Origin of the sequence: Chryseobacterium sp. CBo1 (assembly GCF_001693475.1) — a bacterium.
Classification (GTDB): Bacteria; Bacteroidota; Bacteroidia; order Flavobacteriales; family Weeksellaceae; genus Chryseobacterium; species Chryseobacterium formosense.
In genome coordinates, this window is the sequence record NZ_MAUH01000002.1 from 33806 (window position 1) to 47701 (window position 13896).

The following is a 13896-nucleotide window of genomic DNA, read 5'->3' on the forward strand; positions in this document are numbered from 1 at the left end:
TTAAATTCAATATTCAATATTTCAAGTAAAAGAATAATTACTTATATCTCAGACATCCATCACCCATCATCCATCACCAAACAACTATCACCAAACAACCAATTTAGAATCATTATTTTTTCTTATTTGATTAATTTTGCACCGTTATGGAGAATTCTAAAAAACAGGCAGCCATTGGCTTCATATTTATTACGCTTCTGATCGACATTACAGGATGGGGAATCATCATTCCTGTTGTTCCGGATCTGATTAAAGAGCTGATTCATGCAGACATCAGCGAAGCCGCAAAATATGGTGGTTGGCTTGGTTTTGCCTATGCTTTTACGCAGTTTGTTTTTTCGCCTGTTGTTGGAAATCTCAGTGATAAATTCGGAAGAAGACCTATTATTCTGATTTCACTTTTCGGTTTTGCGATAGATTATATTTTCCTTGCTTTGGCTCCTACAATCGTGTGGCTTTTTGCTGGAAGGGTAATCGCCGGAATTACGGGAGCAAGTGTGACGACGGCAAGTGCATACATTGCGGATATTTCAACCGATAAAGACCGGGCAAAGAACTTTGGTTTAATTGGTGCTGCTTTTGGTTTAGGATTTATCATTGGACCTGTTTTGGGTGGACTTTTAGGACATTACGGTTCAAGAGTTCCTTTTTATGCAGCGGCTGTTCTATGTCTTTTAAATTTCCTTTATGGATATTTCATACTTCCGGAAAGTTTAGATAAAGACAAAAGAAGAGAATTCAGCTGGAAAAGAGCAAATCCTGTAGGTTCATTTAAGTTTTTAGGGAAACATCCTGAAATTTCAGGGTTGATTTTTGCTTTGATTTTAATCTATATTGCAGGTCATGCCGTTCAGAGCAACTGGAATTTCTTTACCATGTATGAATTCAATTGGGACGAAAGAATGGTCGGAATTTCCCTTGGCGTTGTCGGTCTTTTGGTTGGGCTGGTTCAGGGTGTTTTGATTCGGTGGACAACTCCAAAACTGGGCGAACAGAAAAGTATTTACTACGGTTTGGCTTTGTATGCAATAGGAATGTTACTTTTTGCCTTTGCAACGGAAGGATGGATGATGTTTGTTTTTTTAATTCCGTACTGTTTAGGCGGAATCTGTGGTCCTGCTTTGCAATCAGTGATTACGAAATCTGTTCCAAGTAATGAACAGGGAGAATTGCAGGGAGCTTTGACGAGTTTAATGAGCGCAACATCCATTATTGGTCCGCCAATGATGACGAATTTATTTTATTATTTCACCCATGATGAAGCGCCTTTTGAATTTGCGGGAGCACCGTTCTTTCTGGCTTTTGTGATGATGACTGTGAGCGTTGTTGTCACTTACTTTGCTTTTCAGAAAAAGAAATCTTAAAATTAGTTTAAAATTAAACGAAATCTGAATTAATTCTATAATCTTTTGTAATTTAGCGCCATGGAATTAAGCATTGGAGAAATGGCACTCATTGCCATCGCAATCGTGGTTTTATTCGGTCCGGATAAGCTGCCTCAAATTGCCCGTGATCTTGGATCAGGAGTGAGAAAAATGCGTGGTGCAGTTGAAGATATTAAAACCGAAATCTTAAAAGAAACAGATAATCCTGTCTCCGAAATTAAGAAAGAGATCGAGAAGGTAAAAGATGCGGCCAAAGATTTCAATCCGATGAAAAATATTGAAGAAAATATCATCAACGAACCATCTTCAACACCGGAAAGTCCAAAGATTAAACCTGCGGATGACGAAACTTACGAAGGTCCTGTAAGCCGATAAACAAGATATGGAAGAAATCATTCAGGAAGATAAAAGTCTTTTTCTTTATCTCAACAACTTAGGCGATACTCCTTTTGATCAGTTTTGGATCATGATTTCGGAAAAATGGATCTGGATTCCGCTTTACGTTATTTTCCTTTATTTTCTTTATAAAAATTATAAACTCAGATCTTTACTGTATATTCTTTTGTTTACGGCAATCGGAATTACGGTTTCAGATCAGATTTCAGGGATTTTTAAATATGGTGTTGCCAGATTAAGACCTTGTCATGATCCTGCAGTTCAGCCTTTTATGCGAATTGTGAAATGTGGCGGTCAGTTTGGTTTTTATTCTGCACATGCCTCTAACACTTTCTTTTTGGCAAGTTATCTCACTTTTTTATTGAAAGATAAGCTTAAATGGTTTCCTTATGCTATATTTGTATGGGCGGCTGTTGTAGCCTATAGCCGTGTTTATTTAGGAGTGCATTTCCCAATGGATATTTTGGTGGGGGCGTTTGTTGGAACTTTATTGGGAGGGCTTTTTGCTGTGCTCGCAAAAAAAGTGATCAACAAACAAACTATAAATACATGAAGAAACATTTACTCGTTCTTACTTTAGCTTTTACATCTTTACATTTTATTTCTGCACAGGATAAAAAAACGGCTGAAGAGTGCTTTAAAAAAGCAGATTACAAATGCGCCGAAGAGCAATATTCGAAACTGGTGCTTACAGAACATATTCAGAGATACCAATCGGATTATTATGTGAATCTAGGAATTGCACAAAAAAGATTGGGAAAAACCGCGATGGCTTTTAAGTCTTTTGAATCTGCTTTAAAATCAAACCCTAAATCGATCTCGGTTTACGAAAATTTAGCATTATTACACAACCAGAAAGGAAATCGCACCAAGGCATTGGAATATGCCAACACCGGTGTAAAACTTGAGCCTGAGAATGCAGAAATTTACCTTATCCGTTCAAAAATTTACAATAATTTAGGAAAAAAAGATCTTGCGATGGCAGATTTAAATCAGATTCTGACTTTTGCTCCCGATAATATTTTTGCGAGAACAGGTTTGGCGACTCTTAAAAAAAACAATGGAGATCTGGAAGGTGCTTTAAAAGATTATAATCAAATGCTTACCGAAAAACCCGAGTCTCTACTTTACAACGGAAGAGCCGAAGTTTACATGAAAATGAAAAAATCTAAGGAAGCTTTGGCAGATATTAATAAAGCCATTTCTATTGATCCTAAATTTTCTCAGTCTTATGTAACGAAAGCAACTATTTTGTTTGATTCTGCAAAAGATAAAGAAGCGTGCACCAATTTGGAGAAAGCTGTTGCATTAGGTCACGAGAAAGCTTTATTACCAGAACTTGAGACCAAGTGTGTGAAAAAATAAAACTTTATTAAATAAAATTTAGAATTAATAAAATGTCATTGTAAAAGATGGCATTTATATTTAGAAATAAACAAAATTCATGTTAAATATTGTTCTTGTAGAACCGGAAATTCCCAATAATACCGGAAATATCGGCAGATTATGTGTAGGAACCGAAAGCAGATTGCACCTCATTCATCCTTTCGGATTTATTATCAACGATAAAAATCTGAAACGTTCCGGTTTAGATTATTGGGTTCATCTTGATGTTACGGAATACGAAAATGTTGATGAATGGATGAGTGTTATTCCGGACTTATCGCGTGTTTTTTTAATGAGTTCACATGCTGAAAAATCTTATCTTGAAACCGATTTTCAGGATGGCGACTGGCTGGTTTTCGGAAAGGAGAGTGTAGGTTTAAGCAAAGATGTTTTGGGCCGTTTCGAAAATCATTTGACGATTCCGATGTCTAAGCTGATCAGAAGTTTTAATATTGCCAATTCGGTTGCGTTCGTTGTAGGTGAAGCAAAAAGGCAGATTGGTTTAAAAATTTAGTTTAAATTAATCGTTATGATACGGTTTGCCCTGTAAAATCTGGTCGGCTCTGTAAAGCTGTTCTACAATAAAAAGTCGGATCATCTGGTGCGTAAATGTCATTTTGGATAATGACATTTTTTCGTTGGCTCGGCTATAAATTTCATCTGAAAAACCATACGCTCCGCCAATTAGAATATGAACTTTTTTCACAGAGGAGCTCATCCACGAATCTATTTTTTGAGAAAATTCACGGCTGGTAAACTGTTTTCCTTTTTCATCTAAAATAATAACCAGATCATTTTTATCAATCTGGTTCAAAAACAATTTGGCCTCTTCTTTTTTTAAAAGATCAGAAGAAAGGTTTTTGGCATTTTTCACATCCGGAATTTCGGTAATTTCAAAATTCCAGTGTTTGGGAAGGCGTGGAAGGTAATAATTAATCAATGATGTAATTTCTTTATCATCTGTCTTTCCGATACAAACTAAACTGATTCGCATTTCTTATATTTGCTGTGCGCAAATATACTTTATGGCTATAAAAATTCCTAAGTTTATCTTAAAAATTCAAGAATTTCTGGACGATATTCACCTTCCTGTATTGGGAATATCGCTTTGGCAGATGTTTCAGATCTATATTTCGGGGATTTTTAAAGATAAGATCGGGAGAAAAGCAGCAGCAATTTCATGGAGCTTTACCTTGAGTTTGTTTCCGTTTTTACTGTTCCTGCTTTCCGTCATTCCTTATATGCCGCATTATGATAAGCTTCAGTTTTATATTTTTGAGGTTTTGATGCACAATATTTTCCCTTCGAATATCGAAGGCGATGTGCGTGGTTACATTCAGGATAATATTATTCCGAATATGAAAGGAATCAGTAATTTAACCATCTTAATTGCCCTTATTTTTGCGACCAACGGAACATTTTCTCTCATCAACGGGTTTAATGAAAATTCTAAAGAAAAACTGACGGATGTAAAAGAATTTATTCTGTCATTCTTTATCACCATTGGCTTTGTGACAATCATATTTCTGACCTTATTCGGAGTTTATTATACGGAAGTGGTTCTCAAGAATTTTTCACCGGGTTACAACTTGTCGTGGCTTGTAAGAAACCTTTCGAAGATTATCGGTTATTTTTCTTTTCCGTTTTTTTATTTTATTCTGTTAACGCTTTTTTATTGGCTGGGAACTGTGAAAATTATCAGATTCAGACAGGCAATTCCGGGAGCGATTTTAACGACAGTTTTGTTTTTGGTCACCACTTATTTCTTTGCATTATACGTTAAAAATATTGCCCGTTACAACGTATTGTACGGTTCGATCGGAAGTATGATCTTATTAATGGTTTGGATCAATGTAAATGTTTATCTTCTTCTTTTCGGAAACGAACTCAATATGGCTCTCAGAAAATTAAGAATTGAAAAATTGCTATCTGACGAAATAAAAAAAGAAGCCAAAAAATACCATGCAGAAAAATCTGAACCTAATTTGGAAAGTGACGACGAACATAAAAGACCCTTTAAAGATAACAATAAAAAATAAAGTAAGCTTTTTGCTGTAGTGTTCGCTACAATTTCTGTTTGCTCACTGCAATCCTGTGATCAGATAATCGATCATATCCACGAAAACAAGGTAGAACAAAATATATATTGCCTTATCGTGGAAATTACACAGGAATTTATACAGGTGACTTTAACGGAAGTATAACGGGATTAATCAATTCATCATTTAAAGCACCTTCCGTTTTTATTTTGCTGGGAAATCTCGAAGCACGAACAGGAACTTGGGAAATGGGTATTAGTATCACTAAAAATTAATCTTCTTCGGTATTTTCAATATTTTTTGAGCCCATATTTAAAATTAAATAACCTGAAACTGCCGCAAGAACTGATGCAATTAAAATAGCAAACTTTGCTTCATCCTGAAAGACAACTTCATTTTTAAAAGATAATAAGGCTATAAAAATAGACATTGTAAAACCTATTCCTGCCAAAAGACCGACACCGATCATTTGTTTCCACGAGCTGTTTTGTGGGAGTGAGCTTATTTTTAATTTAATCGCAATCCACGAGAAAAGATTAATTCCAACTAGTTTTCCTAATACCAATCCGCCAATTATTCCTAAACCTAAGCTGCTGAACAGCCCATCAATCATACTGTTATTAAACGCAATATTGGTATTGGTTAAAGCAAAAACAGGCATAATAATAAAACTGACAGGGTAGTGTAGTGAATGCTCGAGCTTTTCTAAAGGAGAAATGATGGTTGTCGATTCATTTGTCGGAATGCTAAATGCCAGCAAAACTCCGGCAATTGTCGCATGAATTCCCGAATGATGAAGAAGATACCATAAAAATAAACCGGGAATTATATAAAATATGAGTTTTTTTACCTTTAAAAAATTTAGAATAAACAAAACAGCAACAATTCCAAACGATGATAAAAGATACATCCAGTGAATCTGGTCAGTATAAAATATGGCAATCACCAAAATCGCTCCCAGATCATCAACAATTGCCAAAGCTGCCAGGAAAATTTTAAGCGAAGCAGGAGCTTTTTTTCCGAGCATTGAGATAATTGCCAGAGAAAAAGCAATATCAGTCGCCATCGGAATTCCCCAACCGTTACTGTAATCCGTTCCGGAATTGAAAGTAGAGTAAATTACTGCAGGAACAAGCATTCCGCCGATTGCAGCAAAAATAGGCAATGAAGCATTTTTAAAGGATGATAATTCGCCTTCCAGAAGTTCTCTTTTAATTTCCAATCCGACTAAAAGAAAGAAAATTGCCATCAATCCATCATTGATCCAAATACTTACCGGATATTCAAGATGTAAGTTTTCAAAACCGATTTTTGAATCTAACAAACTTTGAAAGCCACTTCCTAAAGACGAATTAGCAATTATTAAAGCCAAAGCAACACAAAAAATTAATAAAATTCCGGATGATTGACTGCTTTTAAAAAATCTCTTGAAATACAGTGATAACTTCATTATTTTTTTAAATACGTCTGATTTTGGATATACCGTTGATTGCTTTTAGTTTTTTAAACGTCTCTTCAAGCTGACCTTTATGCTTAACTTCTAAATTAATATTTCCTGTAAAAATACCGTTGTTGGATTCGATCGACATACTTTTCATATCCATTCCCATTGCGCCGCTGATTACGGTCGTAATATCGTTGATCATTCCCATTCTGTCGAGACCTTCAATTTCGATTTTAATACGGTTTTTGAAACTTTCTTCATTCACCCATTTTGCCGGAATGACCCTGTAATCATATTGCGCACGAAGATTTATCGCATTAGGACAGGTGTCGCTATGAACTTTAATCCCTTCCGAAATAGTGATGAACCCGAAAATTTTGTCTCCCGGAATTACTGTACAGCATTTTGCATAACTGTAATTCAGTTTTTCTTCATCTTTTCCGAACACAATCATGTCCAGATTCTGTTCTTTTGGTTCTTCGTAATGCTGATTCTTACTTGGATTACGTTTAAACCTTGAAAGCAAATTGTTGAATACGTTTTTACTTTCAATATATTTTCTCAGACTGCTTGCATCAAGCTCATTGGTCTGGAATTTTAAAAATAATTCCTGTGAAGTTTTAAGATTAAAAAATTTCTGAAGTTTATTGATTTCTTCATCATTGAAATTGATTTTCGCATGACGAAGTTTTCTCTGTAAAATTTCTTTACCTTCCTGTACATAAGAATTTTTCTCAGAATTCAGAAAGCTTTTGATTTTTGATTTTGCCTTGGATGTAACGACAAATTCCAGCCAGTCGAATTTTGGTCTTTGATTTTGAGAAGAAAGAATATCAACCTGATCTCCGTTTTGAAGAACATACGAAATAGGAACGAGTTTTCCGTTGATTTTAGCGCCTAGACATTTCATTCCTAAATCGGTGTGGACGGAAAATGCAAAATCTAAAGCAGTTGCATTGGTCGGAAGAATTTTAATTTCACCTTTTGGAGTAAATACAAAAACTTCTTTCGAATAAAGATTGAGCTTAATATTATCTAAAAGTTCAGAAGTAGAAAGATTCTGTTGCTGCTCAAGTACATCGCGGATTTCAGTTACCCATTTTTCAAAATTTCGGTCGTCATTGCTCTGTTTGTAGCCTTCTTTGTATTTATAATGGGCTGCAACACCTTTTTCGGCAATATCATCCATTCTTTCAGAACGGATCTGAACTTCAATCCATTTTCTGTCAGGACCAAGAACCGTTAAATGTAAACTTTCATAACCTGTTGAACGTGGTTGAGTAATCCAGTCACGCATTCTCGAAGGGTTACTGTGGTAAACATCAGTTACAATAGAATATATTTTCCAGGCAAGAAATTTTTCATTTTTTGCATCTGATTTATAAATTATCCTAATCGCGTAATTATCGAAAACTTCTTCGAAAGGAACACCCTGCTTCAGCATTTTTCTGTAAATGGAAGAAATTGCTTTCGCACGTCCTTTTATGCTTACATTTAGACCTTCTTCCTTTAACCTTTCAGAAACTTCTTTAGTGAACTCATCAATATAACGGATTCTGTTATCTTTTGCAAGTTCAAGTTTCTCAGTGATTTCGTTATAAACTTCAGGATTGTTATATTTTAAAGAAAGGTCTTCAAGCTCAGACTTAATATTGTACAATCCAAGTCTGTGTGCCATCGGTGCATAAATATAGACCGTTTCAGAAGCAATTTTTTTCTGCTTGTCCGGTGCCATACTTTCCAAAGTTCTCATGTTGTGGAGACGGTCTGCAATTTTGATCAGAATCACACGGAAATCTTCAGAAAGAGTCAGTAATAATTTTCTGTAGTTTTCAGACTGTACAGAAATATTCTGATGATTCATGATCGAGATCTTCGTCAGTCCGTTTACAATTTCTGCAATTCTTTCTCCGAAAATCTTTTTAAGATCTTCATAGGTATAATCTGAATCTTCAATCACATCATGCAAAAGCGCACAGGCAATTGATGTTGCACCAAGACCGATTTCCGTAGCAACAATTTTTGCTACGGCAATGGGATGATAAATGTAAGGTTCTCCTGATTTCCTTCTTTGATCTTTATGAGCATCGAGAGCAATATCAAAAGCCTTTCGGATGAGTTTGTTATTTTCTTCATCCAAAGTTCTGTATGTATTAGAAATCAGGTCTTTATACCGCGCTAAGATTTCTTTGTTTTCTTGTTCTAAGTCGTAACTCATCTGTGTAAAAGGCTTTATTTAAACGAAAATACGAAAAAAAATGCTATTTGTCAATTGCTAAAATCAAAAATCCGCAGAAAGAATCTGCGGATTACGGTTATTCAGTTTTTATTTAGTTTTAAGCTTTTACTTCAGAATTCATTCCGTCGTGCTGTACTTTTATTCGGACATCCGGACTGCTATGGATTTCAGCTTTGCATCGTGCATCAATCAATCTTTTTAGGTTGCTGTAAGAAGCCTGATTAATGCTCATGTTTTCGAAAAAATAAGTTTTTAAAACATCATTTTTATCAAAAACGTGCCTCGCTTTTTCATTTGTTTCTCTGTTTTTTATTTCTACACTCACCGTATATTGGGAGTTATGATGATCGTCACTTAGGTACACAATGTAATCAGAATTAGATAATCCTGAAGCTTCAAGCTCTTGCTCAAGCTTTTTATAATCACTGTGTTGGGCAAATATTCCTGCTAAAATGCTTGACATAGTAATGCTGTTTTGGTTATCTAAAGTTATAATTATTTTTAATATAATTAATAAAAATTTAATAAAATTTATAATATTTTATTTTATCTATAAATAATTAATAAAAATTAAGAAATTATCTATTTTAGTTAAAATAAAAAACTCTGTGCAATACACAGAGTTTAAATAGATGTAAGATATGTTTAGCTTAATCTCTCATTTTTAATTTCCTCAACAATTTCGGGATTCAATAGAGTAGAAATATCTCCGAAATTACTGAAATCTCCTTCCGCAATTTTTCTTAGAATTCTACGCATGATTTTTCCGGAACGTGTCTTCGGAAGCCCGGAAACAAACTGAATTTTATCCAGTTTTGCAATCGGCCCGATCTGATCTGAAATCAATTGATTAATTTCTTTTTTAAGATTTTCTTTTTGACGACCTTCTCCGGTTTCTTTTAAAATTACAAATCCATACAAAGCATTTCCTTTAATATCATGAGGATAGCCAACAATCGCGGATTCGGCTACAGCAGGATGTTCGTTGATGCTGTCTTCAATCGGAGCTGTTCCTAAGTTATGTCCGGAAACAATAATCACATCATCCACACGACCTGTAATTCTGTAATATCCGACTTCATCTCTCAAAGCACCATCGCCCGTAAAATATTTTCCTGGAAAAGCAGAGAAATACGTTTCTTTATATCTTTGATGATCTCCCCAGATTGTTCTTGCAATTCCCGGCCACGGAAAACGAATACAAAGGTTTCCTGTAACCTGATTTCCAGTGATTTCGTTTCGTTTATCATCCATCAAAACAGGCTGGATTCCCGGTAGAGGCAAGGTTGCATAGGTTGGTTTTGTCGGTGTCACGAAAGGAAGTGGTGAAATCATAATTCCTCCTGTTTCAGTCTGCCACCAAGTATCAACAATAGGACATTTTTTCTTGCCAACGTGATCGTTGAACCAATGCCAAGCTTCATCATTAATGGGTTCACCAACAGAACCAATGACTTTTAATGTGCTTAAATCATGCTTATCAACCCATTCTGAACTTTCTTTCGCCAATGAACGAATGGCTGTCGGAGCCGTGTAAAATTGAGTAACTTTATGTTTTTCAATAACTTCCCAGAATCGGTCCGGTTCAGGATAAGTTGGAACTCCTTCAAAAATTACGGTTGTCGCACCATTTAAAAGTGGTCCATAAAGAATATAGGAATGACCTGTAATCCAGCCAATATCGGCAGTACACCAATAAATGTCATTTTCTTTATAATTAAACACATTTTTAAAGGTATACGCTGTGTAAACCATATAACCGGCGGAAGTGTGAAGCATTCCTTTTGGTTTTCCTGTAGATCCTGAAGTGTACAAAATGAAAAGAGGATCTTCCGCATCCATAATGATCGTAACAAAATCCGGAGAAGCTTTTTCATACAAATCGGCTAACCAATGATCTCTTCCTTCCTTCATTTTGACTTCGTTGTGGGTTCTTTTTACCACCAAAACGTTTTCAACGGTTGGAGTTTTTTCCAACGCTTCATCAACGATACTTTTTAGGTCTAACACTTTGTTTCCTCTGTAACTTCCGTCTGATGTGATGACCATTTTAGCCTCACAGTCATTCACTCTTGAAGCAACGGCAGAAGCGGAAAATCCAGCAAAAATAACAGAATGGACGGCTCCCAATTTTGCACAAGCCAACATGGTAATCGCCAATTCAGGAATCATCGGAAGGTAGATGCAGACTCTGTCGCCTTTTTCGATGCCCATATCTTTTAAAACATTGGCCGTTTTATTGACTCTTGTGTATAATTCGTTATAAGAAATATGTTGAGCTTCTTCTTTCGGATCGTTCGGTTCCCAGATGATAGCGGTTTTATCACCTCTTACAGCTAAGTGTCTGTCAAGGCAGTTTTTAGTTATATTTAATTTTGCATTTTTAAACCAAGCGATTTTGGCTTCATTCATATCATATTTTACGACTTTGCTCCATCTTTGATACCACACGAAATTTTGATCGGCAATCTTATCCCAGAATTTTTTAGGATTTTTTATAGATTTTTTATACTCTTCAAAATAATGTGGTAAATCTTCTATTAGGTAATTTCTCATATCCCTTTCGTTTTTTTGAAGTTTGAATTTTTGTTATTTAAATTTATGTTTAATTTCTCGTTTAAGCCCTATAAACCTCGATTTTTTGCTGAATTTCTTCAATAATTTTTTCATCATCAATCGTTGAAGGAATCTGAAATTCTTTTCCGTCCAATAAGGTTCTGATCAGTTTTCTTAAAATTTTTCCGGAACGTGTTTTTGGTAAACGTTTTACAGTCATTACATTTTTAAGACAGGCAACTGCACCGATTTTTTCACGAACCATTTTCACAATACCTTTTTCTAAATCTTCATTGGAAATTGTCGAACCATTCTTTAAAACCACCGAAGCGAAAGGAATTTGTCCTTTTAATTCATCATCAATTCCTACAACCGCACATTCTGCAACATCGGGATGTGATGAAACGATTTCTTCCATTTCAGAAGTAGAAAGTCGGTGTCCTGCAACATTAATTACATCATCAACTCTTCCTGTGATGAAAATATAGCCATCTTCATCTTTTATCGCGCCATCTCCGGAGAAATAATAACCTTTGTATTGTGATAAATAACTGTCTTGAAAACGTTCATTATCATTCCAGATTCCGAGTAAAGCTCCCGGCGGAAGCGGAAGTTTGATAATTAAATATCCTTCCTGATGCGCATCAAGTTCATACCCATTTTCATCAAAAATTTTAATATCATATCCCGGAATCGGTTTTCCGGCTGAAGCTCTTTTGATTTTATAATCTTCATTGAAAGTCAGTAAACCCAACATCGGCCAGCCGGATTCTGTCTGCCACCAATGGTCGATCGCGGGAACTCCGATGTGTTCTTCAAACCAATCCAACGTCGCAACATCGCATCTTTCACCTGCCAAAAACTGTTTTTTGAAATGGCTTAAATCATATTTTTTGACTAATTCTCCGTTCGGATCTTCTTTTTTAATAGCCCGAATCGCTGTTGGAGCCGTAAACATTGTGGAAACTTTATATTCTGAAATAATTCTCCAAAAAGTTCCCGCATCGGGAGTCATAATAGGTTTTCCTTCAAAAATAATCGTTGTATTTCTATTGATTAATGGTCCGTAAACCGAAAAACTATGACCGACTGCCCAACCAAAATCGGAGGCCGCCCAATACGTTTCTCCTTGCTCAATTCCATAAATATATTTCATAGAAAATTTCAAAGCAGTCGCGTAACCTCCTGTGTCTCGTGTAATTCCTTTTGGTTTTCCCGTAGTTCCTGATGTGTAAAGCAAATAGAGTGGGTGAGTCGATTCAACCGAAACACAGTCAACAGGTTCTGATTTTTGGACTAATTCTTCATAATCAATCAATCCATCGAACATTTCATGCTGGTTATCAACTAATTTTCTGTTGTAAACGATAATATTATCAACTTTATCCTGAGCGAGTTCGATCGCTTTTTCAACCAATGGTAAGTAAGGAATTCTTTTGGCAATTTCTATCCCGGCTGTTGCTGTAATTAAAGCTTTTGGTTTGCAATCGTCGATTCTCACAACCAATTCATTTGGCGCAAAACCTCCGAAAACAACATTGTGAATTACTCCGATTCTCGCACAAGCCAACATTGCAAAAAGCGTCTGCGGAATCATCGGCATATAAATAACAGCTGTATCACCTTTTTTCAAGCCTAAAGAAACCAAACCTCCCGCCAACTTCGAAATTTCTTCTTTCGCCTGATTGAAAGTATAAGTTTTCTTCTGATTGGTAACCGGAGAATCGTAAACAACCGCAATCTGTTCTCCAAAACCGTCTTCAATATGCTTGTCGATGCATAAATAGCACATGTTCAACTTTCCGTCGGAAAACCATTGGGTGTAATCATTATTATCTTTTGAAAGAATTTTTGAGGGAAATTCAAACCAGTCGATTTCCTGAGCCTGCTCCTTCCAAAAATTCTCTTTGTCTTGTATGCTTTGTTTAAATAAATGGTCTGCGTTCATAGTAATTTTGTGCATTTTGTCATTTCGACGAAGGAGAAATCTATATTTTTAGATTCTTCACTCCGCTTTCTGAACTACGTTCGTAAACTTTCAGTTTATGTTCTGAATCACAACAAAATGAAGAATTTTAAGAATCTATCAAAACATTTCTTCAATCTGCTGCATCAGTTTTTTAATTGAATAAGGTTTTGTAACATACGCATCAGCTCCCATTTCTAATCCTTTTTCAATGTCTCTCGGATTGTTTTTAGCACTTAGAAAAATGACTTTTGTATCCTTTAGTTTTTTATCTTGTTTGATGATTTCCAGTGTGCTGTAACCGTCAAGATTAGGCATCATAATATCGAGCAAAATCACATCGGGAATCATTGTTTTTAGAAATTCCAACACTTCTGTTCCGTCTCTTGCAATGAATACGTCGTAACCATTTTTCTTGAAACTGTATTCCAGTGACATTAATATTTTGTGTTCATCATCCGCAATAATTATCTTTTTCATAGCAT

Annotated in this window: 14 protein-coding genes; 7 read left to right on the top strand and 7 right to left on the bottom strand. The window is 35.5% G+C overall.

Annotated elements, in window-relative coordinates; genetic code table 11:
- The first annotated feature begins 146 nt into the window (after window positions 1-146).
- The 5 genes from BA768_RS02710 (at window position 147) to BA768_RS02730 (ending at window position 3681) form a co-directional block, all read left to right on the top strand.
- Window positions 147-1364, top strand: coding sequence for a TCR/Tet family MFS transporter (locus BA768_RS02710; protein WP_065719598.1), 1218 nt, complete (start codon window positions 147-149; stop codon window positions 1362-1364).
- 60 nt (window positions 1365-1424) lie between these two features.
- Window positions 1425-1760: a twin-arginine translocase TatA/TatE family subunit gene (locus tag BA768_RS02715; RefSeq protein ID WP_034673493.1), complete on the top strand. Its 336-nt coding sequence runs from the start codon at window positions 1425-1427 to the stop codon at window positions 1758-1760.
- A gap of 7 nt (window positions 1761-1767) precedes the next feature.
- Complete coding sequence (locus tag BA768_RS02720; RefSeq protein ID WP_034673495.1) at window positions 1768-2334, top strand: phosphatase PAP2 family protein; 567 nt, start codon at window positions 1768-1770, stop codon at window positions 2332-2334.
- A complete protein-coding gene (locus BA768_RS02725) occupies window positions 2331-3146 on the top strand; it encodes a tetratricopeptide repeat protein (protein WP_065719599.1) in 816 nt (271 codons plus the stop codon). Before BA768_RS02720 ends, BA768_RS02725 begins: the two co-directional genes overlap by 4 nt.
- Before the next feature lie 79 nt (window positions 3147-3225).
- Window positions 3226-3681, top strand: coding sequence for a tRNA (cytidine(34)-2'-O)-methyltransferase (locus BA768_RS02730; protein WP_034673500.1), 456 nt, complete (start codon window positions 3226-3228; stop codon window positions 3679-3681).
- Between the two features lie 6 nt (window positions 3682-3687).
- Here the strand turns inward: BA768_RS02730 and BA768_RS02735 are convergent, their stop codons facing one another.
- A complete protein-coding gene (locus BA768_RS02735) occupies window positions 3688-4161 on the bottom strand; it encodes a 23S rRNA (pseudouridine(1915)-N(3))-methyltransferase RlmH (protein WP_034673502.1) in 474 nt (157 codons plus the stop codon).
- Between the two features lie 31 nt (window positions 4162-4192).
- On the opposite strand from BA768_RS02735, the gene BA768_RS02740 reads away from it, so the two are divergent.
- Together BA768_RS02740 and BA768_RS21235 are read left to right on the top strand one after the other, a co-directional pair.
- On the top strand, window positions 4193-5206 hold the full coding sequence (locus BA768_RS02740) for a YihY/virulence factor BrkB family protein (RefSeq protein WP_083206573.1): 1014 nt from the start codon (window positions 4193-4195) through the stop codon (window positions 5204-5206).
- Window positions 5207-5313: 107 nt separating this feature from the next.
- Window positions 5314-5481 carry a hypothetical protein gene (locus BA768_RS21235; RefSeq protein WP_165601768.1) on the top strand — a complete coding sequence of 56 codons (168 nt, stop codon included), beginning with the start codon at window positions 5314-5316 and terminating at the stop codon, window positions 5479-5481.
- On the opposite strand, the gene nhaA is transcribed toward BA768_RS21235, so the two are convergent.
- From nhaA to BA768_RS02770, 6 genes are all read right to left on the bottom strand, one after another.
- Window positions 5478-6656, bottom strand: coding sequence for a Na+/H+ antiporter NhaA (gene nhaA / locus BA768_RS02745; RefSeq protein WP_065719600.1), 1179 nt, complete (start codon window positions 6654-6656; stop codon window positions 5478-5480). The two genes, BA768_RS21235 and nhaA, sit on opposite strands and share 4 nt — an antisense overlap.
- A 7-nt stretch (window positions 6657-6663) precedes the next feature.
- On the bottom strand, window positions 6664-8868 hold the full coding sequence (locus tag BA768_RS02750; protein WP_065719601.1) for a RelA/SpoT family protein: 2205 nt from the start codon (window positions 8866-8868) through the stop codon (window positions 6664-6666).
- A gap of 118 nt (window positions 8869-8986) precedes the next feature.
- A complete protein-coding gene (locus BA768_RS02755) occupies window positions 8987-9352 on the bottom strand; it encodes a hypothetical protein (RefSeq protein ID WP_034673513.1) in 366 nt (121 codons plus the stop codon).
- A 182-nt stretch (window positions 9353-9534) separates the two neighbouring features.
- Window positions 9535-11445, bottom strand: a complete 1911-nt coding sequence (gene acs / locus BA768_RS02760) for an acetate--CoA ligase (RefSeq protein WP_065719602.1) — start codon at window positions 11443-11445, stop codon at window positions 9535-9537.
- A gap of 61 nt (window positions 11446-11506) precedes the next feature.
- On the bottom strand, window positions 11507-13393 hold the full coding sequence (locus tag BA768_RS02765; RefSeq protein ID WP_065719603.1) for an AMP-binding protein: 1887 nt from the start codon (window positions 13391-13393) through the stop codon (window positions 11507-11509).
- A gap of 138 nt (window positions 13394-13531) precedes the next feature.
- Window positions 13532-13891, bottom strand: a complete 360-nt coding sequence (locus tag BA768_RS02770; protein WP_065719604.1) for a response regulator transcription factor — start codon at window positions 13889-13891, stop codon at window positions 13532-13534.
- Between the last annotated feature and the right edge of the window lie 5 nt (window positions 13892-13896).